We start from the raw sequence: 24,986 nt of genomic DNA, 5'->3' as shown, positions 1-24,986 counted from the left end.
CACTTTGCCGGGGTTCATATCCGGGTTTCCCACAAAGTTATCCACAGTTTTTGTGGGTGAGACGGAAAGGGCACCGGGCGCTGATCCACCTCAACGGCGAGTGTGCAAGACCCGGTGGCAAGCCGAGGCTTCTCTGCACGGTTCGAGCGGGAAGTGTGCGCTGCGGATCGGGAGGGGCTGCAAGGCGCAAAACGCCCGAGTTCGCAGATGCACACGGCGCGATGATTTTTGCAGAGGATCCCTAGGCCATAATCGCCCGTTGCTTCATCTGTGCGGAGAGAGATTTGCTGTCCATCATACAAGCCGCAGGCTGGCCGATCTGGCCCCTGGTCGCATGTTCCGTCCTGGGATTGGCGCTGATTTTTGAACGCTTCGTGGCCCTCAAGACTGCCCGCGTCGCGCCCCCGAAGCTGCTCGACGAAGCCATCACCGTCTCCTCCAAGGCCTTGCCCACGCCCGACGTGGTGAACCAGCTGGCCCAGAATTCCGCCCTGGGCGAAGTGCTGGCCAGTGGCCTGCGCACCCTCAACAGCAACCCCCAGTGCACCGAGACCGACCTGCGCTCGGCCATGGAAGGCACCGGCCGCGCCGTCGCCCACCGGCTGGAGAAATACCTGGCGGCGCTGGCCACCATTGCCTCGGCGGCGCCGCTGCTGGGCCTGCTGGGCACCGTGATCGGCATGATCGAGATCTTCGGCTCGCAGTCCGGCACCGGCGGCGTGGGCAGCGGCAACCCCGCCCAGCTGGCCCACGGGATCTCGGTGGCGCTGTACAACACGGCGTTCGGCCTGATCGTGGCCATCCCCACCCTGATCTTCTGGCGCTACTTCCGCGCCCGGGTAGACGCCTACCTGCTGGCACTGGAGCTGGCCTCCGAGCAGTTTGTCCGCCACCTCCTGCGCGTGCGCAGGAAGTGAGCCGTTTGCAACGCCGCCACCGCGAGCCGCCCCTGGGACCGCTGACATGAACTTCCGCCCCCGCGCCAAGGAAGAGCCCGAGATCAACCTGATCCCGTTCATCGACGTGCTGCTGGTCATCCTCATCTTCCTGATGCTGACCACCACATACAGCAAGTTCACCGAACTGCAGCTGACCCTGCCCGTGGCCGATGCCGAGCAGCAGCGCGACCACCCGAAGGAAATCATCGTGTCCGTGGCCGCGGACGGGCGCTACGCCATCAACAAGACCAGCGTGGACGGCAAGAACGTCGATGCCATCGCGCAGGCCCTGCGCGCCGCCGCCGGCGCGGGTACGGGCAGCGTGGTCATCATCAGCGCCGATGCCATGGCGCCGCACCAGTCGGTCATCTCCGTGATGGAAGCCGCGCGGCGCGTCGGGCTCACGCAGATCACCTTTGCCACCCAGTCCTCGGCGTCTTCGCGCGCCGCGGGCGGCTGACCGGGCCAGCTACCCGGCCTCGCAGCCCCTTGGGGCGGTGGCCCTTCACGACGGCCGACGCATCACATGCCTGCCACCGGGGCACCGCCGACTTCCCGCCAGGGCACCGCGCACGCCGGCGCCCGGTTGCGGGCGCTGTGGCAGACGCGGGGGCTGGGCGCCTGGCTGCTGTGGCCGCTGTCGCTGCCATACCGGGCGCTGGTGGCGCTGCGCCGCGGGCTCTACGCAGCCGGCCTGCTCCCGTCCGGCCACCCGGGGCGCCCCGTCATCGTGGTGGGCAACGTGGTCGCTGGCGGCGCCGGCAAAACCCCCGTTACCCTGGCGCTGGTTCGCCACCTGCAAAGCCGGGGTCTGCGCCCCGGCGTCATCTCCCGCGGCTACGGCCGTAGCACGCACGACTGCCGCGCCGTGGCGCCCGACAGCCCGGCTCAGTCCGTGGGCGACGAACCCCTGCTGATCGCCCGCAGCAGCCAGGTGCCCGTCTTTGTGGCCCCCCGCCGCCTGGACGCAGCCCGGGCCCTGCTGGCCGCCCATCCCCAGACCGATGTGCTGGTGTGCGACGACGGCCTGCAGCACCTGGCCCTGGCGCGCGACCTGGAAATCTGCGTCTTCAACGACGAAGGCGTCGGCAACGGCTTCCTGCTTCCGGCGGGCCCGCTGCGCGAGCCCTGGCCCCGTGCCGTGGACTGGGTTCTCTCCCCGCAGGGGACGGCGCCCGGCCTCCGCCCGCCCCTGCGCGCCTTTGCCCTGCAGCGAGGCCTTGCGCCGCACGCGGTGCGCCGCGACGGCAGCCAGGTGCCGCTGAGCGCGCTGCAAGGCCAGCCCGTGCATGCCGTGGCGGCCATCGCGCGGCCCGGCGACTTCTTTGGCATGCTGCGCGCCCAGGGGCTTGCGCTCGAACAGGCCGAAGCCCTGCCGGACCACTATGATTTTGATAGCTGGCAGCGTTCAACTGACGGGCGCTACACGCTGATTTGCACCGAAAAAGACGCCGTCAAGCTCTGGCCCCGGTTTCCGGAGGCGCTGGCCGTCCCCTTGCAGCTGCACATCGACCCGGCCTTCTTTGCGGCGCTGGACGCCCGCCTGGCGGCCCTGGCGCCACAGCCCCGGGTCCGTGTGCACGGCCGCCCTTGAACGGCAGCCACCCGTGGCAGGCCGCTATCATCCCCGCAGCCTGCCGAACCCTTCTCTGAAAGCGCTCTCACCGCCATGGACCCCAAACTGCTTGAACTGCTGGTCTGCCCCGTCACCAAAGGCCCCCTGACCTACAACCGCGAGGCGCAGGAACTTGTCTCCCGCAGCGCCCGGCTGGCCTACCCCGTGCGCGACGGGATTCCCATCCTGCTGGAAAACGAGGCCCGGCCGCTGACCGACGAGGAGCTGGAGCAGTGAGCGGCACCGCGGACGCACCGCCGCGCCACCGCTTCACCGTGCTGATTCCGGCGCGCCTGGCATCGAGCCGCCTGCCCGACAAGCCGCTGGCCGACATTGCCGGCCTGCCCATGGTGGTGCGGGTGGCGCAGCGCGCGGCCGCCAGTGCCGCCACCCGCGTGGTGGTGGCCACGGACGCGCCCCGCATCCAGCAGGCCTGCGCAGGCCACGGCGTCGAAGCCATCCTGACCCGTGCCGACCACGCCAGCGGCAGCGACCGCCTGGCCGAGGCCTGCGTGCAGCTGGGCCTGGACGGGGACGACGTGGTGGTCAACGTGCAAGGCGATGAACCGCTGATCGACCCCGCCCTGATCGATGCCGTGGCCGGCCTGCTGCCGGCGCGTCCCGGCGCCAGCATGGGGACGGCTGCCCACCCCGTCGGATCGCTGGACGACTACAACAACCCCAATGTGGTGAAGGTCGTGCGGGATGCGCAGGGCTTCGCCCACTATTTCAGCCGCGCCCCCATTCCGTTTGCGCGCGACCACGCCGGCGTGGCCTGGTGGGAGGGCGGCCGGCAGCAAGCCGCCGCGCCCGGCGTGGCGGGCCTGGCCGGGTTCGCGCCGTTGCGGCATGTGGGCATCTACAGCTACCGCGCTGCGTTTCTGCGCGCCTTTCCGGCCCTGGCGCCTGCCCCGACCGAGGTGCTGGAGGCCCTGGAGCAGCTGCGGGCACTGTGGCACGGCCACCGCATCGCCGTGCATGTGACCGAGCATGCCCCCGGCCCGGGCGTGGACACGCCCCAAGACCTGGAACGCGTGCGCCGCCTGCTGGCCTGAGCGGCCCGGTGGCGCGGCCCCGCCGGGCCCCCTGGCAGCGCCCCGCGGCCCCAGGGAAACCCGGGCCGGGGTGTAAGTCTGGACGGGGTGGTCGCATGCTATCCTCGACCGCAACGAGAGCATCGCATCCGGGCGCAGCACCGCAACCAGGCGGGGTAGCAGCGTCCCCGCCAGCGGCGCCAACGATTTCTAACCTTCGAGGACCTCCATGAGACTGATTCTGTTGGGCGCGCCTGGCGCCGGAAAGGGCACGCAAGCCACGTTCATCTGCCAGAAGTACGGCATCCCGCAAATCTCCACGGGTGACATGCTGCGCGCCGCCGTCAAGGCCGGCACCCCCCTCGGCCTGCAGGCCAAGGCTGTGATGGACTCGGGCGCCCTGGTCAGCGACGACATCATCATCGGCCTGGTGAAGGAACGCATCGCCCAGGCGGATTGCGCCAACGGATTCCTGTTCGACGGTTTTCCCCGCACCATTCCGCAAGCCGACGCCATGAAGGCCGCGGGCGTCAAGCTCGACTATGTGCTGGAAATCGACGTGCCGTTCGAGGCCATCATTGAACGCATGAGCGGCCGCCGCTCGCACCCCGCCAGCGGCCGCACCTACCACGTCAAGTTCAATCCGCCCAAGGTGGAAGGCAAGGACGACGTGACCGGCGAAGACCTGATCCAGCGCGAGGACGACAAGGAAGAAACCGTCAAGAAGCGCCTGCAGGTGTACAGCGACCAGACCCGTCCCCTGGTGGACTACTACAGCAGCTGGGCCAAGGCCGACCCGGCCGCCGCCCCGAAGTACCGTGCCATCAGCGGCACCGGCAGCGTGGAAGAGATCACCGCCCGCGCCTTGCAGGCTCTGGCCAGCTGAGGCCCCCTGCACCCCGCGCCCGCCTGCGGCGCGCCGGGTTGCCCCACAAGACGGCCTGCCCTGTGCAGGCCGTCTTGCTGGGCGTTGGCCAAGGATGCTCTGCACGAATCGAGCGGAAAGCCGCAGATGCACGCGGCGCGGCGATTCGTGAAGAGTTTCCCTAGGCCCGCTGGCGCAGCAGCTCCAGCAGCAGGGAAATGCGGGCCTTGACCGGCGAAAGCCCCTCGGAATCGGGCAACGCATCGCCGGGCTTGGGCAGCACGCGCCCTTCGGCGCAGCGGGTGGACCGCACCACCCGCACGCCCCGGCCCTGGGCCCGCAACAGCGCGGCTTCCAGATCCCGGTGCAGGGTGCCGTTGCCGGTGCAGGCCACCACCAGCCCGTCCACCCCGTCGCGCACCAGCGCGTCCACCAGCAAGCCGGACGCGCCCGCATGGCTCACCACGATCTCCACGCGCGGCCACAGTGCAGCAGGCGCTATGTTTTCAATAGCGCCTTGCGCAGGCAGTTCGGGCGCGGGCGGCCAATCCTGCGCCAAACGCACCCTGCCCTCTTCCACCCAGCCCAGCGGCCCCGCGTCGCCGGCATTGAAGGCATCGACGCGGTAAGGGTGCACTTTCTGGACATTCCGGGCACCGTAGATCTTGCCGGACGCCACGGCCAGCACGCCGCGGGCACCCTCGGCTGCCGCAACAGCCACCGCATCCAGCAGGTTCTGGGGGCCATCCGGCGCCAGCGCCGTGGCCGGGCGCATGGCACAGGTCAGCACCACCGGCTTGGCGGCAGTCTGCAGCACCTCGTGCAGGAACCATGCAGTCTCCTCCAGCGTGTCCGTGCCGTGGGTGACCACCACGCCCCGCACGTCCGGCTGCGCCAGATACTGCGCACAGCGCTGCGCCAGCGCCAGCCATACCGCGGCGTCCATGTCCTTGCTGTCGATCTGGGCCACCTGCTCCGCCACCAGCGGCCCCCGCGCTGCTGCCTGCAACCCCGGCACGGCAGCCAGCAGTTGCTCCACCCCCACCTGGGCGGCCGTATAGCCAATGTTGTCGCCGGCCTGGGCCGAGGTGCCTGCGATCGTCCCGCCGGTGCCCAAAACCACGATTTTTTGCTCACTCACTTGCGCGCTCCGAAAAACTGGTGAAAAATACAGTTACTGGATTAAAAAACAGTTGGCCTTCCTTACCGCCGTCTTCAACGGGAACCACCATGCTCGACAGCCCCAAACTGACCGCCCGCCAACAGCAGATTCTGGATCTCATCCAGACCGCCATCGCCCGCACCGGGGCGCCGCCCACCCGCGCCGAAATTGCCGCAGAACTGGGCTTCAAGTCCGCCAACGCCGCCGAAGAGCACCTGCAGGCGCTGGCGCGCAAAGGCGTGATCGAACTGGTCAGCGGCACGTCACGCGGCATCCGCTTGCGAAGCGAGACAGTGCGGTCCATCAATGCAGCCCGGGGCACCCAGTTCCACCTGCCCATTCCGGGCCTGTCACAACTGGTGCTGCCGCTGGTGGGCCGTGTTGCCGCAGGCTCGCCGATTCTCGCGCAGGAACACGTCGATCAGACCTACAGCGTGGAAAACAGCCTGTTCCAGCACAAGCCGGACTACCTGCTCAAGGTGCGCGGCATGTCCATGCGCGATGCCGGCATCATGGACGGAGACCTCCTGGCGGTGCAAGCCACCCGCGACGCGCGCAACGGCCAGATCATCGTGGCCCGGCTGGGAGACGACGTCACCGTCAAGCGGCTGCGCCGCACCGCCAGCACCATCGAGCTGCTGCCCGAGAACCCCGACTACCCCGTGATCGTGGTCCAGCCGGGCGAGCCTTTTGAAATCGAAGGCCTGGCCGTAGGCCTCATCCGCAACACGATGCTGATGTAGCGGCCGCGGGTCGAACGCCGCGCTGGCGGCGTTCAGCCCTCTTTTTCTACCGCATCCCAGGTGGCGGGCGTTGGGCCTCCCAGCAATGGAGCTGGCAGGTCGGCCCTGGGGTGCGGGTCCGTTTCGCAATCCTGCCTGTGTTCGATCCCCGACTTTCGGAGTTTTCACATGGGAACCATTGCCTCACCCTCTTGCACCGCGCTGCTGACCCCCTTGCGCGCGCTGGCCACCTGGTTGCGTTCTGCTGCGGGGCCCTCAGGCGCGCTGGCTGGCACAGCCGGCGCTGCCGCTGCTGCTGCCGAGAATTCGGTGGCCTCCACGACCGGCCAGGACGGCCTCGCGGCCACTGCCCGCCCCCGCCCGCCCGAGCCCGCAACCCAGCGGCCGTTGCGCGGCAACTGGCCCTTCACCGTGAATCCCCCCTCGGCCCGACCCGTTCCCGGGCCGGCATCCGCCCCTCCGCAAGCCGCCCCCTGGACGGCAGTGCCCTCGCAGGCTAGGTCCGCCACCACCGTGCGCAGCCGCTGGCCCAAGGGCAACGCGGCCGGCAAGGGCAGCGCGCCGGATGGAACGCTGCGGGTGGTGCGCAGGGGTCCGCACGGTACAGGCGCACAAGGCAGGCTGGTGATTGCCGGCCGGATGGCCGACGTCTGCGCCGAACTGGACCGCATGGTGGCGCTGGAAGCGGCATTGCAGACCTCCTGACGCAACGGGGGACGTGGCAGCGCGCCGGCTTCAGGCAACCCCGCGGTCCAGCCGTCCACGGCGGGCCTTGCTTTCCTGGTCCGCTACTCGGCGCTACCAGCGATCCCGCAAAAGCAGCACAGCGCCAGCGGGCACACGGGCCGCGGAGCCTGCAGGGCCGGGCCGGCAGCTCTGCAACGCCTGACAGCCTGTCACCAAAACACCCCGCCATCCAGGCCCTTCAGCCTGCGCCGCAGCCATGCGGGGTGTTTTGCCAAGGCACAATGTCGGGATGAACATCGTGATTCTCGACGACTACCAGGACGCAGTCCGCAAGCTCCACTGTGCCGCACGGCTCGACGCCTACACCGCCAAGGTGTACACCAACACGGTCAAGGGACTGGGCCAGCTTTCGGTGCGTTTGAAGGACGCGGACATCATCGTGCTGGTGCGGGAGCGCACCCAGATCACCCGGCAGCTGGTCGAAAAACTCCCCCGCCTGAAGCTCATTGCCCAGACTGGCAAGGTAGGCAGCCACGTCGACGTGACGGCCTGCACCGAACGCGGGATTGCCGTGGCGGAAGGTATCGGTTCGCCCGTGGCTCCAGCGGAGCTGACCTGGGCCCTGGTGATGGCCGCGATGCGCCGGCTTCCGCAGTACATTGCCAACCTCAAGCACGGCGCCTGGCAGCAGTCGGGGCTGAAGGCGGCATCGATGCCTCCCAATTTCGGCCTGGGCAATGTGCTGCGCGGCAAGACGCTCGGCATCTGGGGCTACGGGCGCATCGGCCAGCTGGTGGCTGGCTACGGCCGCGCCTTCGGGATGAATGTGCGCGTCTGGGGCCGCGAAGCATCCCGGGCACAAGCCCTGACGGACGGCTACCAGGCCGCAGCCACGCGCGAGGAATTTTTCTCGCAATGCGACGTGATCTCGCTGCACCTGCGCCTGAACGACGAAACGCGCGGCATCGTTTCGCTGGAAGACCTGTCGTGCATGAAACCCACCTCGCTGCTGGTCAATACCTCCCGCGCGGAGTTGATCGAGCCCGACGCGCTGATCGCCGCACTGAACCGCGGCCGCCCCGGAATGGCCGCCGTGGATGTGTTTGAAAGCGAGCCCATCCTGCAAGGCCACGCACTGCTGCGGCTCGAAAACTGCATTTGCACGCCCCATATCGGTTATGTGGAGCAAGACAGTTATGAGCTTTATTTTGGTGCGGCCTTCGATAACGTGGTGAATTTCATCAAGGGCACGCCCACCAATATCGTGAACCCCGGCGCCTTGCAGGTGCGGCGCTGAACCCATAGCGGTTGTTCTGGCTGCCCAAAAGGAAAAGGCTTCCCGAGGGAAGCCTTTTCCTTTGATACCGGCCGGCAAGGGCTGAACCCCGCCGCTGCCGAGCCAGGTTCGCTCCAATTACAGGGGCGTCTTCTTGCCGTCCTTGTAGACGTACAGGGTGATCGCGGGGTTCTTCATTTCGCCGTTGGGCTCGAAGGCGATCGTGGAGGTCACACCCTTGAAGTTGGACTTGGCCAGCTCAGGCGTGTAGACCTTGGGGTCCACGGAGTTGGCGCGCTTCATGGCGTCCACCAGCAGGAACGTCGCGTCGTAGGTGTAGGGGCTGTACACCTGGAACTGGCCGGGGTACTTGGCGTCGTACTTGGCCTTCCAGGCCGTGCCGCCAGGCATCTTGGCCAGCGAAGAGCCGCCTTCCGCGCACACCACGTTGGCCAGGGTCTTGGCACCGGCAGCCAGCTTGGCGATTTCAGACGTGCAGACGCCGTCGCCACCGAAATACTTCACGTTGCCCATGCCCAGCTGTTCCATCTGGCGCAGCATCGGGCCGGCTTGGGGGTCCATGCCGCCGTAGAAGATGGCATCGGGGTTCTTGGACTTGATGGCGGTCAGGATGGCCATGAAGTCGGTGGCCTTGTCGGTCGTGAACTGCTCGTCCACCACCTTCATGCCCTTGGCGGCCGCCGTCTTCTTGAACACGTCTGCCACGCCCTGGCCGTAAGCGGTACGGTCGTCGATGATGGCCACGGTCTTGAGCTTGAGCGTATCCACCGCGTAGAACGCCAGGCCAGCGCCCAGGGCGTTGTCATTGGCGATGATGCGGAAGGTGGTCTTGTAGCCGGGCTTGGTCAGGTTGGGGTTGGTTGCCGCGCCCGTGACGTGGGGGATGCCGCAGTCGTTGTAGACCTTGGAAGCGGGGATGGTAGTACCGGAGTTGAGGTGGCCAACCACGCCTGCAACCTTGGCGTCGCACAGTTTCTGTGCAGCGGCTGTGCCTTGCTTGGGATCGGCAGCGTCGTCTTCAGCGACCAGTTCGAACTTGATCTTCTTGCCGCCGATGGTGACGCCTTGAGCGTTCAGCTCTTCAATGGCCATGCGGGCGCCGTTTTCGTTGTCCTTGCCGTAGTGAGCTTGGGCGCCGGAAACCGGAGCCACGTGGCCGATCTTGACCACCTGCTCTTGTGCAGAGGCCACGCCGGCAACAGCCGCGATAGCGGCAACCACGGTCAGTTTCAACTTCAATTGCATATCAATCTCCAGTAAAGATAAACGCTGAGAATGTTCTTGTGTCTCAACGCAGGCGAACATATCGCAATTTACGGGCCAGATCATTAGGGAACACGATAAAGCGCGAGAGAAACCACAAGGGAATACCCTGTCATCTCCTTGGCGCAGAAGACGTGCCGCTGGCCAGTTCGTCCGCCACCGCTTCGTACACAGCGTGCCGCACCACGGATTCGATTTCTTCACGCAGCCGCGGCAGCACCGATCGTGTCTGTTCTTGCACCACCGTGGCGATGGCTTCGCGCAAACGTTGATCCAGAACAACGTCCACGCGCTGCATCACGCGGTGCACCATGTACTCCTCCATGCCTTCGGGCAACGGCCGGTGCGGCATGGGCCGAGCGGTCATTGCGGCAGCCGCAACGGCAGGCTGTGCTGGCGAGGGCATGGGCACTGCAGCCGGCCTGGCCGTGGGCACCTGGCCGGAGCCCGGGACCGTGGCACGCGGCACCATCACCGCGGGCGGAGGGGCGCTGGGCAGCGGCGGGCGCCCCAGCGCTGCTGGGGCGGCATCGGCCGTCGCGCGGCCCGCACCAGAGGGCGCTGGAGGCACGGCCGTGGTGCGTGCCGCCGGGGCGACGGGGGCTTGCAGGGGCGTGGATGCCGGCACCTGCACCACTTCGGTGAGCGTGGGGACAAAGCGCGGCGGTGTCTTGGGCGGAAGAGAAGCCATCAGCCAGCTTTCAGTACAAGGTCGTGGCGGACGATGGCGTAGCCCTGCGATGCATAGAAGCGCCAGCGTGCCCGCGCACCGCTGCGGTCTGCCTCGTCCTGCGCGCTGACCACTTCCACCACCCGTTCAAAGCGCTCAAACCCCTGCGGAACCTCGGCGTGCAGGTTCAGCAGCACGTCCTGGTGCGGGGCCCCACCCGGGTCAGCCGCGAGCACCACCGGCGAGGCCCGCAGCAGGCGTTCGTCCGCATCCTGCGTGCAGTGCGCCACGAAATCCTGCGGCCCCAGGTTCCACAGCATCTTGTCCAGCATGGCCAGCGCCTGCGGCGGCGCCGCAATCACCAGCCGGCTTCCGCTGCGCTGCACTTTCCGCGCAAAGCGGCAGGCGTAGGCCAGCTTGTCCGGCGCATTGAAATGGAAGGCGACTTCGGTCATCGGCGCCACCGCCTGCGGTCAGGCCGCCCGGGCCCGGGCTGTGCGCCGGGGCGTGGCAGGCTTGGCCGCCGCCAGGGTGCGCGACTGTTCCAGCAGGTAGTGCACGAGCAAGCCGACCGGCCGCCCTGTGGCCCCCTTGGCGGCCCCGCCCTTCCAGGCCGTGCCGGCGATGTCCAGGTGCGCCCACGCAAGCTCGCCCACGAACTTCTGCAAGAACTTGGCTGCGGTGATGGAGCCTCCGGCCCGCCCGGCCACGTTGCCCATGTCCGCGAAATTGCTCTTGAGGCCGTCCGCGTAGTCATCGTCCAGCGGCATCCGCCAGCACGGGTCCTGCGCCGTTTCTCCCGCCTGCTGCAGGGCCGAGGCCAGTGCGTCATTGTTGGCAAAGAGCCCGCTGCGCACGCCGCCCAGCGCGATCACGCAGGCGCCGGTCAGCGTGGCAATGTCCACCACGGCGGCCGGCTTGAACCGCGCCGCATAGGTCAGTGCATCGCACAGCACCAGCCGGCCCTCGGCGTCGGTGTTGAGGATTTCAACGGTCTGACCGCTCATGCTGGTGACCACGTCGCCGGGCTTGACCGCGCGGCCGTCGGGCATGTTCTCGCAGGCCGGCACCAGGCCCACCACATTGATCGCGGGCTGCAGCTCCGCCAGCGCGCGGAACGTGCCCAGCACGCTCGCAGCGCCGCCCATGTCGAACTTCATCTCGTCCATCTCGGCCGCGGGCTTGATGGAAATGCCGCCGGTGTCGAACGTGATGCCCTTGCCCACCAGCACCACCGGCGCCTGGTCCTTGCCAGCGCCGTTGTAGCGCAGTTCGATGAAGCGCAGAGGTTCTTCGGAACCGCGCGCCACGGCCAGGAACGCCCCCATACCCAGGCGCGCGACCTCGGCCGGGCCGTGGATCTTGCATTGGATGCCCGGCAGCTTGGCCAGCGTCTTGGCCGCATTGGCCAGCAAGGTGGGGGTGGCGTGGTTGGCGGGGCGGTTGCCCCATTCGCGGGCAAACTCCACGCCGGCCACCAGGGCCACGCCGGTGTCGAAATCGGTGCGCACCGCCGTCGCGCCGGGCACGCCCAGCACACAGCGGCCCAGGCTGCGGGCCTCGACCTTGGTCTTGGTGGCGGTGTAGACGTAGCTGGCGTCGGCCACGGCCTGCACGGCAGCACTGACCGCGCCGGCCGCGGGTTCTGCCGCAAAGCACAGCACGGCGCGCTTGGTCTGCGGCGCCTTCAGCGCACCGGCGACGGCCTGCACGGCCTGGCGGGTCGCACGCGCCGAACCGTCGCCCTGCCCCACCAGCACCACGCGGCGCGCGGCGATGGCGGGCGCCTGGTACAGCTGCAGGTGCTTGCCCGCCTTGGGAACGAGATCTCCGTTCTTGAGCGCCAGGGCCGCCAGGGCGGACAGGGCGTCCTTGCCCGGCTTGAAGCCTTCGGGCAGCAGGACGACCAGCAGGTCGCATTTCTCCGACGCTGCGGCAGCAAGGTCAAGGGTCTTGAGATCAAAGTTCATAATCAGTGTTTTCCTTCGAGCCAATGTTATTCGATTCATCCATTCGCAAGGAGCTGGCGCGCAGCTTCGGCGCGACGCTGGTGGTGCTGGTCACGGTGGTGATGACCATGATGCTCATCCGCACGCTGGGCCAGGCATCGCGGGGCAGCGTGAGTCCGTCCGACGTGATGCTGGTGATGGGCTTTACCGTGCTGGGGCAGTTGCCCACCATCCTGAGCCTGAGCCTGTTCATCGCCGTGGTCGGCACGCTGTCGCGCATGTACCGCGACAGCGAAATGGTCATCTGGTTTGCCAGCGGGCGGGGGCTGGTGTCCCTGCTCAAGCCGCTGCTGCGGTTTGCGTGGCCGGTCATGGTGGTGATCGCCGTGCTGTCCCTGCTGGTGTGGCCCTGGGCCAACTCGCAGGTGCAGGAGCTCAAGACCCGCTACGAGCAGCGCAGCGACATCGACCGCATCGCCCCGGGGGAGTTCCAGGAATCCTCCAACGGCAGCCGGGTGTTCTTCATTGACAAGGACAGCCCGGACACGCAGGTCGGCAACAACATCTTCATTGCCGCCACCGATGGCGACAAGGAATCCGTCACCTCCGCGCGCAGCGCCCGGCTGGAGACGCGCAACGGCGAGCGCATGGCCCTGCTGACCGACGGCCAGCGCCTGGAGACGTCGCGCACGCAGCCGGGCGTCAAGATCAGCGAATTCTCCGAATACGGCACGCGCATCGGCTCGGCGCCCGCGGGTTCGGCCGAAGAAGCGTCCGTCAAGATGCGGCCGACCCATGAGCTGCTGATGCAACCCCTGCCGGCCTACCGAGCCGAGCTGGGGTGGCGCCTGGGGCTGGCGCTGGCCGCCATCAATTTCGTGGTGCTGGGCCTGGCCGTGGCCAGCGTCAACCCGCGGGCGGCACGCAGCACCAGCCTGGTGTTTGCGCTGTTCGCCTTCGTCGTCTACTACAACCTGATGACGCTGGGCCAGAGCTGGGTCGGTGCAGGCCGCCTGGGGCTGGCCCCGTTCATGGTGCTGCTGCACGGCGGCATGCTGCTGGCGTCGCTGGCGGTGCTGGGCATCCGGCACAACCAGTGGTCGCTGCGGCGGCTTTGGGCCGCACGCAGCGCCGGGGGAACCGCATGAAAACCCTGCGCCGCCTGATCCACCGCGAAGCCCTGCTCGCGGTCGCCTTTGTCACCGCGGGCTTTCTGGCCCTGTTCTTCTTCTTCGACCTGGTGGACGAGCTGCGCTGGGTGGGCAGCTCCGGGCCCGGGGGGTACCAGTTGTCCCACGCGCTGCTGTTCGTGGCGCTGAGCGTGCCCAGCCACTTGTACGAGCTGCTGCCCATCACCGTGCTCATCGGCACCATCTTCGTGATGGCGCGGCTGGCCCAGAGCTCGGAATTCACCATCATGCGCACCAGCGGGCTGGGCCCCTGGCTCGCCTTGCGAACGCTGGTGGCGCTGGGAAGCGTCTTCGTGGTGCTGACATTCGCCGTGGGCGACTATGTGGCGCCACTGGCCGACCGCGCCGCCCAGCTGGTGAAGGCGCGCTACCTGGGGCGCCTGACCACGGGCGCCACCGGTGCCTGGCTCAAGGAACGCCAGGAAGACCGATCGTATGCCGTGAACGTGCGCGCGCTCACGGCCCAGGGCGGCATGCTGGACGTGCGAATCTTCGAGTTCGATGCCAAAGGCCGCCTGGCGTCGCAGACGCGCGCGGCGTCCGGCCATTTCGGCCGGGACGGCGCCTGGACGCTGGAGCAGGTGCAGCGCAGCCGGTTTGAACAGCGGGGCACCGACGAGGCCCGGGTGGAGCGCCTGGACGCCCCCACCTTTGAATGGCCGACCCGCATCAGTGCGGACATGGTGGCGGCGTCGCTGCTCAAGCCCGACCGCATGGCCACGATCGACCTCTTCCAGTACATCCGCCACCTGGACGCCAACGGCCAGTCCGCCCAGCGCTACGAGATCGAGTTCTGGCGCAAGGTGTTCTACCCGCTGTCCTGCCTGGTGATGGTGGTGCTGGCCCTGCCCTTTGCCTACCTGCACTTCCGCTCGGGCGGCATTGCCGGCTATGTGTTTGGCGGCGTGATGGCGGGCATCAGCTTCTTCCTGCTCAACAACGTGTTCGGCTATGCCGGCAACCTGCAGAACTGGTCGCCTATGCTCACGGCGGCAGCGCCGGGGCTGATCTATTCATTGCTGTCGCTGGCGGCGTTTGGCTGGCTGGTGCTGCGGCGATGACCGGTGCACCCCCTTCCATGGGCCGCCAGGCCGTGGTGCTGTTTTCCCACGGCTCCCGCGATCCGCTGTGGCGCGCGCCCATCGAGGCCGTAGCGGCCCGCATTGCCGCGCAGCACCCCGCGCGCCCGGTGGTGTGTGCCTACCTGGAACTCAGCGAGCCCTCCCTGGCCCAGGCCGTGGATCAACTGGTGCTGCAAGGCGCCACCGGCGTCACCGTGGTGCCCATGTTCCTGGGCACGGGCAAGCATGCACGGGCCGACCTGCCGGTCCTGGTGGATGCGTTGCGCGCCGCGCACCCCGGGGTGCGCCTGCACGTCCAGCCCGCCATCGGCGAAGACCCGCGCCTTACCGCCCTCATGGCCGAGATCGCCTGCGAACGGCCGCCCGGCTGAAAGCTGCAACCACTGATTCACTTAGACGATTGCAGCATAATGATGCAATTCTTTAGGCGATATCAGATATGAACCTGCACCAGTTCCGCTTTGTGCAAGAGGCCGCGCGGCGCAACCTCAACCTTACCGAGGCCGCCAAGGCCCTGCACACCTCCCAGCCGGGGGTGTCCAAGGCCATCATTGAACTGGAAGAAGAGCTGGGCGTGGACATCTTCGCCCGCCACGGCAAGCGCCTCAAGCGCATCACCGAGCCCGGCCAGCACGTGCTCAAGAGCATCGAGGTCATCATGCGCGAGGTGGGCAACCTGAAGCGCATCGGCGAGCAGTTCAGCGCGCAGGACAGCGGCACCCTCAGCATCGCCACCACCCACACGCAGGCCCGCTACGTGCTGCCGGTGCCCGTGGCGCGCCTGCGCGAGGCCTATCCCAAGGTCAACATCAGCCTGCACCAGGCCACGCCGCACGAGGTGGCCCGCATGGTGATCGACGAGGTGGCCGAGATCGGCATGGCGACCGAGTCCCTGGCCGACTACCCCGATCTGGTCACCCTGCCCTGCTACGAATGGCAGCACGTGCTGGTGGTGCCCAACGACCACCCGCTGGCACAAAAGGAACGCATCGGCCTGGACGACCTGGCGCACGAGTCGCTCATCACCTACCACCCGTCCTTCACCGGCCGCGGCAAGATCGACCACGCCTTTGCGGCGCGCAAGCTGCAGCCGCGCATCGTGCTGGAGGCTATCGACTCGGACGTGATCAAGACCTATGTGCGCCTGGGCCTGGGCATCGGCATCGTGGCCGAGATGGCCATGCGCGACGACCCCGTGGGGGACCTGGCCGTGCGCCCGGTGGGCCACCTCTTCGGCCAGAGCGTGGCGCGCGTGGCTTTCAAGCGCGGGGCCTACCTGCGCAACTTCGTGTACCGTTTTGCGGAGCTGCTCAGCGACCGCCTGAGCCGCGAGCTGATCGCCCGCGCCATGACCGGCCACGTCAGCGACTATGAGCTGTAAGCCGCGTCGCCGCACGCTGATGAACAACGCATCCTTCTCCTCCTTGCCATGACCACCCCCACCTTCCCCAGCAAGCTGCCCACCGTCGGCACCACCATCTTCACCGTCATGTCGGCCCTGGCCACCGAGCACCAGGCCGTCAACCTCGGCCAGGGCTTCCCGGACTTTGAATGCGCGCCCGCGCTGGTGGATGCCGTCACCCAGGCCATGCAGGCTGGCCACAACCAGTACCCGCCCATGCCCGGCGTGCCCGTGCTGCGCGAGGCCGTGGCCCGCAAGATCGAGGCGCTGCACGGCCGCGCCTACCACCCCGGAGCCGAAATCACCATCACCGCCGGGGCCACGCAGGCCATCATCACCGCCATCCTGGCCATCGTGCACCCGGGCGACGAAGTGATCGTGCTCGACCCCTGCTACGACAGCTACGTGCCCAACATCGACCTGGCCGGCGGCAAGGCCGTGCGCGTTCCGCTCACGCCTGGCACCTTCCGGCCCGACTTCGGCAAGATCAGCGCCGCCATCACGCCGCGCACCCGGGCCCTCATCATCAACAGCCCGCACAACCCCAGTGCCACGATCTGGACGGCCGAGGAGATGCGCCAGCTGGAAGCGCTGCTCGCCCCCACCAACATCCTGCTCATCAGCGATGAGGTGTACGAGCACATGGTGTTCGACGGCGCCGAGCACCAGAGCGCCGCGCGCTTCCCCGGCCTGGCCGAGCGGGCGTTCATCGTCTCCAGCTTTGGCAAGACCTTCCACGTCACCGGCTGGAAGGTCGGCACCGTGGCCGCGCCGGCGGCGCTCACCGCCGAATTCCGCAAGGTGCACCAGTTCAACGTGTTCACCGTGAACACGCCCATGCAATACGGCCTGGCGGCCTACCTGCAAGATCCCGCGCCCTACCTGCAGCTGCCCGCCTTCTACCAGGCCAAGCGCGACCTGTTCCGCGAAGGCCTCAAGGATTCGCGCCTGAAGCTGCTGCCCAGCACCGGCAGCTACTTCCAGTGCGTGGACATCTCTGCCGTGAGCGACCTGAGCGAATCCGACTTCTGCCAGTGGCTCACCCGCGAAGTGGGCGTGGCGGCCATCCCGCTGTCGGCCTTCTACGCCGATGGCTTTGACCAGCGCGTGGTGCGGTTCTGCTTTGCCAAGAAGGACGAAACCCTGCGGGCGGCGCTGGAGCGGCTGCGCAAGCTGTGACACGGATCTGGCGCTCAGAATTTCAAGCAAAAATAGCCTCCAGCGCTTATGCAGAAAGCGCTGGCAGCTATCAGATTTGATGCGGTCATTCAGAACCGCAACGCCCCGGCGCAGTCGTCTCTTGATGCCTTCTTGATACCCCGCCCCCACCTCTTGCACCCATCTTGATGCAGGCATTCCTAGCATCGGTCCATGTCTCAAGGAGGTGCACATGGACTGGTTTTTCAGGGCAAGGGGCGGCGCGCAGCTTGCCATCAATGGCGTAGCCAAGGGCTGCGCGCAGCTGACGGCGCGCTGCGAAGGAGCGCGGTCATGAATAGCGGCTGGATGATTCTGGCCGCCCTGCTGGCCGCCGGCCTCTTGGTGTACCTGGTCGCGGTGCTGCTGCGGCCGGAGGACTTCTCATGAGCACCGGTGCCTGGCTGCAATTGGCGGTGTTCTTGGCACTGCTGCTGGCGCTGGCCTGGCCGCTGGCGCGTTGGATCGACGCCGTGATGGCGGGCCGCTTCGCGCTGGGGCGACGGCTGGAGGGGCCGCTGTTCAAGCTCGCAGGCGTGCAACCTGACGAGGAAACCGGCTGGTGGCGCTACGCGCTGGGCCTGCTGGTGTTCAACGGCCTGGGCGTGCTGGCGGTGTATGCGCTGCAGCGCTGGCAGGCGGTGCTGCCGCTCAACCCGCAGGGCCTGCCTGCGGTGGCGCCCGACTCCGCCTTCAACACGGCCGTCAGCTTTGTCACCAACACCAACTGGCAGGGCTATGGTGGCGAAAGCACCATGAGCTACCTCACGCAGATGCTGGCGCTGACGGTGCAGAACTTCCTGTCGGCCGCCACGGGTCTGGTGGTGGTCGTGGCGCTGGTGCGCGGCTTTTCACGGCACTCTGCACAGTCCATTGGCAACGTATGGGCCGACCTGACCCGCGCCACGCTGTGGGTGCTGTTGCCCTTGTCGCTGGTGCTGGCGGTGGTGTTTGCAGGCCAGGGCGTGATCCAGAACCTGACGCCCTACACCGAAGTGCAGACGCTGGAGCCCGTGCACTACGGCGCGCCCAAGTTCGATGGCGCAGGCCAGCCCGTGCTCGACGCGCAGGGCGCTCCGGTCACCGAGCCCGCCACACAAGCCACCCAGACCCTGGCCATGGGCCCCGTGGCCTCGCAGCTGGCCATCAAGATGCTGGGCACCAACGGCGGCGGCTTCTTCAACGCCAACTCGGCCCACCCGTTCGAGAACCCCTCGGCCGCCAGCAACCTGCTGCAGATGCTGGCGATCTTCCTCATCCCCGCCGCGCTGTGCCTGGTGTTTGGCCGCATGGTGGGCGATGAGCGCCAGGGCTGGACGATTCTGGCGACGATGAGCCTGCTCTTCGTGGTGGCCGTGGTTGCGGCTACCGCCTTCGAGCAGCAGGGCAACCCGCTGCTGGCCTCGCTGGGCGTGGACCAGGCCGCCAGCGCCCTGCAGGCGGGCGGCAACATGGAAGGCAAGGAGACGCGCTTCGGCATCGCCACCTCGGCCCTGTTCGCCGTCATCACCACGGCAGCCAGTTGCGGCGCAGTGATTGCCATGCACGACAGCTTCACGCCCCTGGGCGGCATGGTGCCCATGGTGCTGATGCAGATGGGCGAGGTGGTGTTTGGCGGCGTGGGCTCGGGCCTGTACGGCATGCTGGTGTTTGCCATCCTGGCCGTGTTCATTGCCGGGCTGATGATTGGCCGCACGCCCGAATACCTGGGCAAGAAGATCGAGACGCACGAGATGAAGCTCGTCTCCATCGCCATCCTCGTCACGCCCCTGCTGGTGCTGCTGGGCACCGCCGTGGCGGTGATGAGCGAGGCAGGCCGCGCGGGCCTCTCCAACCCCGGCGCACACGGCTTCAGCCAGGTGCTGTACGCGCTGTCTTCGGCCGCCAACAACAACGGCAGCGCGTTTGCGGGCCTGTCGGCCAACACCCCGTTCTACAACGTGCTGCTGGCCGTGGCCATGGGGCTGGGCCGCTTTGGTGTGATCGTGCCCGTGCTGGCCATGGCCGGGTCCCTCGCCGCCAAGAAGCGCGCCACCGCCACCGATGGCACCTTGCCCACCCATGGCGCGCTGTTTGTGGCGCTGCTGGCCGGCGTGGTGCTGCTGGTGGGCTTGCTGAACTACGTGCCCGCCCTGGCGCTGGGCCCGGTGGTGGAGCACTTGGTTCTTTGGCCACGCGGCTGAAGCCCTCCACCACCCACGACCCGTTCGGGCTGAGCCTGTCGAAGCCAGGGCACGCGCCGTGCAGCCCTTCGACAGGCTCAGGGTGAACGGTCCCGTGGTGCATTCAAAAGAAAAGACCGATAAGGAAATTGCCATGAGCCGCAAAACCTTGACCCTGTTCGACCCCGCCCTGGCGCGCCCCGCGTTGCTGGAGGCTTTCAAGAAGCTGGACCCGCGCGTGCAATGGCGCAACCCGGTGATGTTCGTGGTGTATGTGGGCAGCGCCTTCACCACCGCGCTGGCCGCCAGCAAGCCCGAGGGCTTCACGGCAGCCGTGGCGCTGTGGCTGTGGTTCACCGTGCTGTTTGCCAACTTTGCCGAAGCCATGGCCGAAGGCCGCAGCAAGGCCCAGGCGGCCTCGCTGCGCGGCCTGAAAAAGCAGACCTGGGCCAAGAAGCTCGACGGCCAGTTTGACCGCACCACTCCCCGCACCGAGCTGACCTGGCTGCCGCTGGAGGCAGCCAACCTGCGCAAGGGCGACGTAGTGCTGGTGGAAGCGGGCGACACCATCCCCGCCGATGGCGAGGTGATCGACGGCGTGGCCTCGGTGGACGAAAGCGCCATCACCGGCGAATCCGCCCCCGTGATCCGCGAATCGGGCGGCGACTTCTCGGCCGTGACCGGCGGCACCCGCGTGCTGTCCGACTGGATCGTGGTGCGCGTGGCCGTGAACCCCGGCGAGACCTTTGTGGACCGCATGATCGCCATGGTCGAAAACGCCAAGCGCCACAAGACGCCCAACGAGATCGCGCTGACCATCCTGCTGGTGGCGCTGACCATCGTGTTCCTGGGCGTGGTGGTCACGCTGCTGCCCTTCTCGCTGTTCAGCGTGCAGGCCAGCGGCGCGGGCGAGCCGGTGAGCCTGGTGGTGCTGGTGGCCCTGCTGGTGTGCCTGATCCCCACCACGATTGCGGGCCTGCTCAGCGCCATCGGCGTGGCCGGCATGAGCCGCATGATGCAGGCCAATGTGATCGCCACCTCGGGCCGCGCGGTGGAGGCGGCAGGCGACGTGGACGTGCTGCTGCTGGACAAGACCGGCACCATCACGCTGGGCAACCGCCAGGCCAGCCAGTTCGTGCCCGCGCCGGGCGTGAGCGATGCCGACCTGGCCGATGCCGCCCAATTGGCATCGCTGGCCGACGAAACGCCCGAGGGCCGCAGCATCGTGGTGCTGGCCAAGCAGAAGTTCAACCTGCGCGAGCGCGACATTGCCGCCCTGGGCGCACAGTTCGTGCACTTCACCGCACAAACCCGCATGAGCGGGGTGGACCTGCAAGGCACGGGCAGCCAGGCGCCGCGCCAGCTGCGCAAGGGCGCGGCCGACGCCATCCGCCGCCATGTAGAGGCGCTGGGCGGGCGCTTCCCCACCGCGGTACAGACAGCAGTGGACGACGTATCGCGCCGGGGCAGCACCCCGCTGGTGGTGGCCGACGGCCCCCGCGTGCTGGGCGTGGTGGAGCTGAAAGACGTGGTCAAGGGCGGCATCAAGGAGCGCTTTGCCGAGCTGCGCCGCATGGGCATCAAGACCGTGATGGTGACGGGCGACAACCGCCTGACGGCCGCTGCCATTGCCGCCGAGGCGGGGGTGGACGACTTCCTGGCCGAGGCCACACCCGAGGCCAAGCTGCAGCTCATCCGCAGCTACCAGGCCAATGGCCAGCTGGTGGCCATGACCGGCGACGGCACCAACGACGCCCCCGCCCTCGCCCAGGCCGACGTGGCAGTGGCCATGAACACAGGTACCCAGGCCGCCAAGGAGGCGGGCAACATGGTGGACCTGGACAGCAACCCCACCAAGCTCATCGAGATCGTGGAGACCGGCAAGCAGATGCTGATGACGCGCGGCTCGCTCACCACCTTCAGCATCGCCAACGACATCGCCAAGTACTTCGCCATCATCCCGGCGGCGTTTGTCACCACCTATCCGCAGCTGTCGGCGCTGAACTTCATGCACCTGGCCAGCCCCTCGTCGGCCATCCTGTCGGCCGTGGTGTTCAACGCGCTGATCATCATCTTTTTGATCCCGCTGGCCTTGAAGGGCGTGCCCTACCGCGCCGTGGGGGCCGCCGCGCTGCTGCGCCGCAACCTGGCCATTTACGGGCTGGGGGGCATGGTGGTGCCGTTCATTGGCATCAAGCTGATTGACATGGTGCTGGCTGCCGCGGGTCTGACCTGATCGCAGCCCGCCCGCCAACACAGCTCCCCAATCACTGACAAGGAAAAATCGCATGCCCATCCGTATCCCTCGCGACGACGCACCCGCCAGCCCCGGCGGCCTGCTGCGCCCGGCCCTCACGCTGTTCATCGTGCTCTCGCTCGTCACCGGCCTGCTGTACCCGCTGGCCGTCACGGGCGTGGCGCAGACAGCCTTCCCGCACCAGGCCAACGGTAGCCTCATCACCCAGGGCGGCAAGGCCGTGGGCTCGGAGCTGATCGGCCAGTCGTTCACCGAGCCCGGCCACTTCTGGGGCCGCCCCTCGGCCACGGCGCCCATGCCTTACAACGCAGCGGCATCGGGCGGTTCCAACCTGGGGCCGACCAACCCGGCGCTGGCCGAAGCCGTCAAGGCGCGCACCGAAGCGTTGCGCGCTGCCGACCCCGGCAACACCCGTCCCGTGCCGGTGGACCTGGTCACCGCATCGGCCAGCGGGCTGGACCCGCACATCAGCCCCGCAGCCGCCTCCTACCAAGCCGAGCGCGTCGCCCGCGCCCGCCGCCTGCCCATGGCGCAGGTGCAGGCGCTGGTGCTGCAGCACACCGACACCCCCTGGCTGGGCCTGCTGGGTGAGCCGCGCGTGAACGTGCTGGCCTTGAACCTGGCGCTCGATACGCTATCAAAACAATAGCTGCTTGCGCTTAATGGACAAGCGCTAGAGGCCATTTTTATTCCAAATTGACGAGTACACTGTGCCCATGCAGGACCGCCCCGACCCCGACGCTCTGCTGCAGCGCCTGCAGCAAGAGCAGGCCCAGGCCCGCCGCGGCCGGCTCAAGGTGTTCTTTGGCGCCAGCGCGGGCGTGGGCAAGACCTTTGCCATGCTGTCGGCCGCCGCCGCGGCACTGGCGCAAGGAACGCCCGTCACCATCGGCGTGGTCGAGACCCACGGCCGTGCCGATACCGAAGCGCTCACCGCCCACCTTCCCCGCCTGCCGCTGCGCGCCCTGCCCTACAAGGACCGCTCTCTGCCCGAGTTCGACCTGGACGCCGCCCTGGCCTGGGGTGCCGAGCACCCCGGGGGCCTGGTGCTGCTGGACGAGCTGGCCCACAGCAACGTGCCCGGCTCGCGCCATCCCAAGCGCTGGCAGGACGCCGAAGAGCTGCTGGCCGCAGGCGTCGACGTGTGGTCCACCCTGAACGTGCAGCACCTGGAGAGCCTGAACGATGTGGTGAGCGGCATCACCGGCATCCGCGTGTGGGAGACGGTGCCCGACCATTTTTTTGACGCCGCCGACGAAGTGGTGGTGGTGGACCTGCCCCCCGACGAGCTGCTGGCGCGCCTGAAGGCCGGCAAGGTCTACCTGCCCCAGCAGGCCGAGCGCGCCGCCGCCAACTTCTTCCGCAAGGGCAACCTGCTGGCCCTGCGGGAGCTGGCCCTGCGCCGCACGGCCGACCGGGTGGACGGTGAAATGCGCGCCTACCGCCGCGCGAGCAGCACTGCGCCCTCGGCCGTGTGGCCCAACCGCGAAGCCCTGCTGGCCTGCGTGGGCACCGGCGACAACGCCGAGAAGGTGGTGCGCAGCTGCGCCCGCCTGGCCGCGCAGCTGGGTCTGCCCTGGCACGCCGTGCATGTGGAAACGCCCGAGCAGGCGGGCCGGTCGGCCAGCCTGCCCCCGCAGGTGGAGCGCACCCTGAAGCTGGCGCAGCAGCTGGGCGCGGCGGCCTGCGCCGTACTGCCCGCGCCGCAGCCCGCCCAGGCCCTGGTGCGCTATGCGCGCGAACACAACCTGGTGCGCGTGGTGATGGGGCGCGGCGCCCGCCGCTGGCCCTGGCAGGACACCCTGGCCGACCAGATCGGCCGGCGCGCGGGCGACCTGGACCTGCTCCAGGTGGGCGCCGTGCCCTCGCCGGCCGGCAGCCCGGGCAGCCGGTCCCCGGCGGCCGCACCGCGCGCACCGTTCTGGCCGGGCTACATTGCGGCAGCGCTGGCCTGCTGCATGGCCGCCGTGCTGGCCACACCGCTGGCCAGCGTGCTGGAGCTCACCAACATCGTGATGCTGTTCCTGCTGGTGGTGGTGGGCGTGGCCCTCAAGTACGGGCGCGGGCCGGCCATCCTGGCCGCCTTCCTGGGCGTGGGGTTCTTCGACTTTTTCTTCGTGCCGCCGCATTTCACGTTTGCGGTGAGCGATGCGCAGTACCTCGTCACCTTCGCCGTCATGCTGGTCGTGGCCCTGGTGGTGGGGCAGCTGACGGCCGGCCTCAAGGTGCAGGCCGAGGCCGCCACCGACCGCGAGCACCGGGTGCGCGGCCTGTACGACATGGCGCGCGACCTCTCGGCCGCGCTGCTGCCCGAGCAGGTGGCGGAGATCGGCGCGCGCTTCATCACGGGCGAGTTCAACGCCGGCAGCACGCTGGTGGTGGCCGACGACGACAACCGCCTGCAGACCCTGCCCGGCGGCGGCGCCCCGGTGGACCTGGCCGTGGCGCAATGGGCGTTCGAGCGCGGCGAGCCCGCCGGCCGCGGCACGGACACGCTGCACTCCAGCCCCACGCTGGTGCTGCCGCTCAAGGCGCCCATGCGCACCCGCGGCGTGCTGGTGGTGGCCCTGCCGCCCGGCCCGCTGCCGGGGGTGGAGCAGCGCCGCCTGCTGCAGACCTGCGCCTCCCTGCTGGCCATTTCGCTGGAGCGCATCCACTACATCGACGTGGCGCAAAAGAGCACCGTGCAGATCGAATCCGAACGCCTGCGCAACTCGCTGCTGTCCGCCATCTCGCACGACCTGCGCACGCCCCTGGCCTCGCTGGTGGGCCTGGCCGAATCGCTGGCCCTGGTGCAGCCGCCGCTGCCTGCGCCGCAACAGGCGCTGGCGGCCTCCATCGGGCAGTCGGCGCGGCGCATGAGCGCCCTGGTCAACAACCTGCTGGACATGGCGCGGCTGGAGGCCGGGGCCGTGCAGCTCAACAAGGCCTGGCAGCCCCTGGAGGAAGTGGTGGGCAGCGCCCTGGCCGCCTGCGCCCCGGCCCTGGCCGCCCACCGCGTGGACGTGCAGCTGCCGGACGGGCTGCCCCTGCTGCAGATCGACGCCGTGCTGATGGAGCGGGTGCTGGTCAACCTGCTGGAGAACGCAGCCAAGTACACGCCCGCGGGCACCGCCATCCACCTGGCCGCAGAAGCCCGCAGCGACATGGTGGCCCTGTCCGTGAGCGACGAAGGCCCCGGCCTGCCCTCGGGCCGGGAGGAGCTGCTGTTTGAAAAGTTCGAGCGCGGCGCACGCGAAAGCGCCACGCCCGGCGTGGGCCTGGGCCTGGCCATCTGCCGCGCCATCGTGCAGGCGCACGGCGGCAGCATCCGCGGCGACACCCTCCTCGACCCGCAGGGCCGGCCGGCCGGGGCGCGCTTTACCGTGCTGCTGCCGCGCGGTGCGCCGCCCACCGACCTGGGCGATGATGTGCAGCCATCCCCTGCAAACTCCTGAGTGCCTGAACGCCCAAGTGTCCTGATGCCCGACCGC

General features: G+C 68.4%; 24 protein-coding genes. 19 read left to right on the top strand and 5 right to left on the bottom strand.

What is annotated here, in order from left to right:
* Positions 1-284: 284 nt before the first annotated feature.
* The 6 genes from ACOYR3_RS12325 to adk all read left to right on the top strand — a co-directional run bounded on the left by ACOYR3_RS12325 (position 285) and on the right by adk (position 4,473).
* Positions 285-917 carry a MotA/TolQ/ExbB proton channel family protein gene (locus ACOYR3_RS12325; protein WP_422842672.1) on the top strand — a complete coding sequence of 211 codons (633 nt, stop codon included), beginning with the start codon at positions 285-287 and terminating at the stop codon, positions 915-917.
* A 46-nt stretch (positions 918-963) separates the two neighbouring features.
* Positions 964-1,398 (top strand): ExbD/TolR family protein, encoded by a 435-nt coding sequence (locus ACOYR3_RS12320; RefSeq protein WP_291485812.1) that lies wholly within the window; start codon positions 964-966, stop codon positions 1,396-1,398.
* 66 nt (positions 1,399-1,464) lie between these two features.
* On the top strand, positions 1,465-2,532 hold the full coding sequence (lpxK, locus tag ACOYR3_RS12315; protein ID WP_422842671.1) for a tetraacyldisaccharide 4'-kinase: 1,068 nt from the start codon (positions 1,465-1,467) through the stop codon (positions 2,530-2,532).
* A 75-nt stretch (positions 2,533-2,607) separates the two neighbouring features.
* Entirely contained in the window at positions 2,608-2,790 is a 183-nt protein-coding gene (locus tag ACOYR3_RS12310; protein WP_291485815.1) for a Trm112 family protein, read from the top strand.
* Positions 2,787-3,608 carry a 3-deoxy-manno-octulosonate cytidylyltransferase gene (gene kdsB, locus ACOYR3_RS12305; protein WP_422842670.1) on the top strand — a complete coding sequence of 274 codons (822 nt, stop codon included), beginning with the start codon at positions 2,787-2,789 and terminating at the stop codon, positions 3,606-3,608. The genes ACOYR3_RS12310 and kdsB overlap by 4 nt, the downstream gene beginning before the upstream one ends.
* Before the next feature lie 208 nt (positions 3,609-3,816).
* On the top strand, positions 3,817-4,473 hold the full coding sequence (adk, locus tag ACOYR3_RS12300; RefSeq protein WP_291485819.1) for an adenylate kinase: 657 nt from the start codon (positions 3,817-3,819) through the stop codon (positions 4,471-4,473).
* Positions 4,474-4,633: 160 nt separating this feature from the next.
* On the opposite strand, the gene ACOYR3_RS12295 is transcribed toward adk, so the two are convergent.
* Entirely contained in the window at positions 4,634-5,593 is a 960-nt protein-coding gene (locus tag ACOYR3_RS12295) for an asparaginase (RefSeq protein WP_422842669.1), read from the bottom strand.
* 89 nt (positions 5,594-5,682) lie between these two features.
* Between ACOYR3_RS12295 and lexA the strand changes: the two genes are divergently transcribed.
* From lexA to ACOYR3_RS12280, 3 genes are all read left to right on the top strand, one after another.
* Positions 5,683-6,357, top strand: a complete 675-nt coding sequence (gene lexA / locus ACOYR3_RS12290) for a transcriptional repressor LexA (protein ID WP_422842668.1) — start codon at positions 5,683-5,685, stop codon at positions 6,355-6,357.
* Positions 6,358-6,525: 168 nt separating this feature from the next.
* A complete protein-coding gene (locus ACOYR3_RS12285; protein WP_422842667.1) occupies positions 6,526-7,062 on the top strand; it encodes a hypothetical protein in 537 nt (178 codons plus the stop codon).
* 271 nt (positions 7,063-7,333) lie between these two features.
* A complete protein-coding gene (locus ACOYR3_RS12280) occupies positions 7,334-8,341 on the top strand; it encodes a D-2-hydroxyacid dehydrogenase family protein (RefSeq protein WP_422842666.1) in 1,008 nt (335 codons plus the stop codon).
* Positions 8,342-8,458: 117 nt separating this feature from the next.
* On the opposite strand, the gene ACOYR3_RS12275 is transcribed toward ACOYR3_RS12280, so the two are convergent.
* The 4 genes from ACOYR3_RS12275 to ACOYR3_RS12260 form a co-directional block, all read right to left on the bottom strand.
* Positions 8,459-9,586 (bottom strand): branched-chain amino acid ABC transporter substrate-binding protein, encoded by a 1,128-nt coding sequence (locus tag ACOYR3_RS12275; protein ID WP_422842665.1) that lies wholly within the window; start codon positions 9,584-9,586, stop codon positions 8,459-8,461.
* A gap of 130 nt (positions 9,587-9,716) precedes the next feature.
* A complete protein-coding gene (locus ACOYR3_RS12270) occupies positions 9,717-9,971 on the bottom strand; it encodes a hypothetical protein (RefSeq protein WP_422842664.1) in 255 nt (84 codons plus the stop codon).
* Positions 9,972-10,294: 323 nt separating this feature from the next.
* Positions 10,295-10,729 (bottom strand): DNA polymerase III subunit chi, encoded by a 435-nt coding sequence (locus ACOYR3_RS12265; protein WP_422842663.1) that lies wholly within the window; start codon positions 10,727-10,729, stop codon positions 10,295-10,297.
* An 18-nt stretch (positions 10,730-10,747) separates the two neighbouring features.
* Positions 10,748-12,244, bottom strand: a complete 1,497-nt coding sequence (locus ACOYR3_RS12260; protein ID WP_422842662.1) for a leucyl aminopeptidase — start codon at positions 12,242-12,244, stop codon at positions 10,748-10,750.
* A gap of 23 nt (positions 12,245-12,267) precedes the next feature.
* Here ACOYR3_RS12260 and lptF point away from each other — a divergent pair, with 23 nt between their 5' ends.
* From lptF to ACOYR3_RS12210, 10 genes are all read left to right on the top strand, one after another.
* Positions 12,268-13,371: an LPS export ABC transporter permease LptF gene (gene lptF, locus ACOYR3_RS12255; RefSeq protein ID WP_422842661.1), complete on the top strand. Its 1,104-nt coding sequence runs from the start codon at positions 12,268-12,270 to the stop codon at positions 13,369-13,371.
* Positions 13,368-14,474 (top strand): LPS export ABC transporter permease LptG, encoded by a 1,107-nt coding sequence (gene lptG / locus ACOYR3_RS12250; RefSeq protein WP_422842660.1) that lies wholly within the window; start codon positions 13,368-13,370, stop codon positions 14,472-14,474. Before lptF ends, lptG begins: the two co-directional genes overlap by 4 nt.
* The gene (locus ACOYR3_RS12245) at positions 14,471-14,866 is read left to right on the top strand and encodes a sirohydrochlorin chelatase (protein ID WP_422842659.1); all 396 of its coding nucleotides are present in this window, start codon (positions 14,471-14,473) and stop codon (positions 14,864-14,866) included. The genes lptG and ACOYR3_RS12245 overlap by 4 nt, the downstream gene beginning before the upstream one ends.
* Positions 14,867-14,934: 68 nt before the next feature.
* Entirely contained in the window at positions 14,935-15,876 is a 942-nt protein-coding gene (locus tag ACOYR3_RS12240; protein WP_422842658.1) for a CysB family HTH-type transcriptional regulator, read from the top strand.
* 48 nt (positions 15,877-15,924) lie between these two features.
* Positions 15,925-17,076 (top strand): pyridoxal phosphate-dependent aminotransferase, encoded by a 1,152-nt coding sequence (locus ACOYR3_RS12235; RefSeq protein ID WP_422842657.1) that lies wholly within the window; start codon positions 15,925-15,927, stop codon positions 17,074-17,076.
* A gap of 312 nt (positions 17,077-17,388) precedes the next feature.
* Positions 17,389-17,484 carry a K(+)-transporting ATPase subunit F gene (gene kdpF, locus ACOYR3_RS12230; protein WP_422842656.1) on the top strand — a complete coding sequence of 32 codons (96 nt, stop codon included), beginning with the start codon at positions 17,389-17,391 and terminating at the stop codon, positions 17,482-17,484.
* Positions 17,481-19,277, top strand: a complete 1,797-nt coding sequence (kdpA, locus tag ACOYR3_RS12225) for a potassium-transporting ATPase subunit KdpA (RefSeq protein ID WP_422842655.1) — start codon at positions 17,481-17,483, stop codon at positions 19,275-19,277. The genes kdpF and kdpA overlap by 4 nt, the downstream gene beginning before the upstream one ends.
* Positions 19,278-19,410: 133 nt before the next feature.
* The gene (gene kdpB, locus ACOYR3_RS12220) at positions 19,411-21,492 is read left to right on the top strand and encodes a potassium-transporting ATPase subunit KdpB (protein WP_422842654.1); all 2,082 of its coding nucleotides are present in this window, start codon (positions 19,411-19,413) and stop codon (positions 21,490-21,492) included.
* Between the two features lie 52 nt (positions 21,493-21,544).
* Positions 21,545-22,162, top strand: coding sequence for a potassium-transporting ATPase subunit KdpC (gene kdpC, locus ACOYR3_RS12215; protein WP_422842653.1), 618 nt, complete (start codon positions 21,545-21,547; stop codon positions 22,160-22,162).
* Positions 22,163-22,229: 67 nt separating this feature from the next.
* Positions 22,230-24,950, top strand: a complete 2,721-nt coding sequence (locus tag ACOYR3_RS12210; RefSeq protein ID WP_422842652.1) for a DUF4118 domain-containing protein — start codon at positions 22,230-22,232, stop codon at positions 24,948-24,950.
* Positions 24,951-24,986: the final 36 nt, after the last annotated feature.

The organism is Acidovorax sp. M2(2025), assembly GCF_049330835.1.
Lineage (GTDB): Bacteria > Pseudomonadota > Gammaproteobacteria > Burkholderiales > Burkholderiaceae_C > Acidovorax.
This window is presented reverse-complemented; position numbering and strand designations above follow the sequence as displayed.

Excerpts from the sequence above, each read along its gene's own strand:
- ACOYR3_RS12320 (WP_291485812.1), top strand. The coding sequence starts at position 964 with ATGAACTTCCGCCCCCGCGCCAAGGAAGAGCCCGAGATCAACCTGATC.
- lpxK (WP_422842671.1), top strand. The coding sequence starts at position 1,465 with ATGCCTGCCACCGGGGCACCGCCGACTTCCCGCCAGGGCACCGCGCAC.
- ACOYR3_RS12310 (WP_291485815.1), top strand. The coding sequence starts at position 2,608 with ATGGACCCCAAACTGCTTGAACTGCTGGTCTGCCCCGTCACCAAAGGC.
- adk (WP_291485819.1), top strand. The coding sequence starts at position 3,817 with ATGAGACTGATTCTGTTGGGCGCGCCTGGCGCCGGAAAGGGCACGCAA.
- lexA (WP_422842668.1), top strand. The coding sequence starts at position 5,683 with ATGCTCGACAGCCCCAAACTGACCGCCCGCCAACAGCAGATTCTGGAT.
- ACOYR3_RS12285 (WP_422842667.1), top strand. The coding sequence starts at position 6,526 with ATGGGAACCATTGCCTCACCCTCTTGCACCGCGCTGCTGACCCCCTTG.
- ACOYR3_RS12280 (WP_422842666.1), top strand. The coding sequence starts at position 7,334 with ATGAACATCGTGATTCTCGACGACTACCAGGACGCAGTCCGCAAGCTC.
- ACOYR3_RS12275 (WP_422842665.1), bottom strand. The coding sequence starts at position 9,586 with ATGCAATTGAAGTTGAAACTGACCGTGGTTGCCGCTATCGCGGCTGTT.
- ACOYR3_RS12270 (WP_422842664.1), bottom strand. The coding sequence starts at position 9,971 with ATGACCGCTCGGCCCATGCCGCACCGGCCGTTGCCCGAAGGCATGGAG.
- ACOYR3_RS12265 (WP_422842663.1), bottom strand. The coding sequence starts at position 10,729 with ATGACCGAAGTCGCCTTCCATTTCAATGCGCCGGACAAGCTGGCCTAC.
- ACOYR3_RS12260 (WP_422842662.1), bottom strand. The coding sequence starts at position 12,244 with ATGAACTTTGATCTCAAGACCCTTGACCTTGCTGCCGCAGCGTCGGAG.
- lptF (WP_422842661.1), top strand. The coding sequence starts at position 12,268 with ATGTTATTCGATTCATCCATTCGCAAGGAGCTGGCGCGCAGCTTCGGC.
- lptG (WP_422842660.1), top strand. The coding sequence starts at position 13,368 with ATGAAAACCCTGCGCCGCCTGATCCACCGCGAAGCCCTGCTCGCGGTC.
- ACOYR3_RS12245 (WP_422842659.1), top strand. The coding sequence starts at position 14,471 with ATGACCGGTGCACCCCCTTCCATGGGCCGCCAGGCCGTGGTGCTGTTT.
- ACOYR3_RS12240 (WP_422842658.1), top strand. The coding sequence starts at position 14,935 with ATGAACCTGCACCAGTTCCGCTTTGTGCAAGAGGCCGCGCGGCGCAAC.
- ACOYR3_RS12235 (WP_422842657.1), top strand. The coding sequence starts at position 15,925 with ATGACCACCCCCACCTTCCCCAGCAAGCTGCCCACCGTCGGCACCACC.
- kdpF (WP_422842656.1), top strand. The coding sequence starts at position 17,389 with ATGAATAGCGGCTGGATGATTCTGGCCGCCCTGCTGGCCGCCGGCCTC.
- kdpA (WP_422842655.1), top strand. The coding sequence starts at position 17,481 with ATGAGCACCGGTGCCTGGCTGCAATTGGCGGTGTTCTTGGCACTGCTG.
- kdpB (WP_422842654.1), top strand. The coding sequence starts at position 19,411 with ATGAGCCGCAAAACCTTGACCCTGTTCGACCCCGCCCTGGCGCGCCCC.
- kdpC (WP_422842653.1), top strand. The coding sequence starts at position 21,545 with ATGCCCATCCGTATCCCTCGCGACGACGCACCCGCCAGCCCCGGCGGC.
- ACOYR3_RS12210 (WP_422842652.1), top strand. The coding sequence starts at position 22,230 with ATGCAGGACCGCCCCGACCCCGACGCTCTGCTGCAGCGCCTGCAGCAA.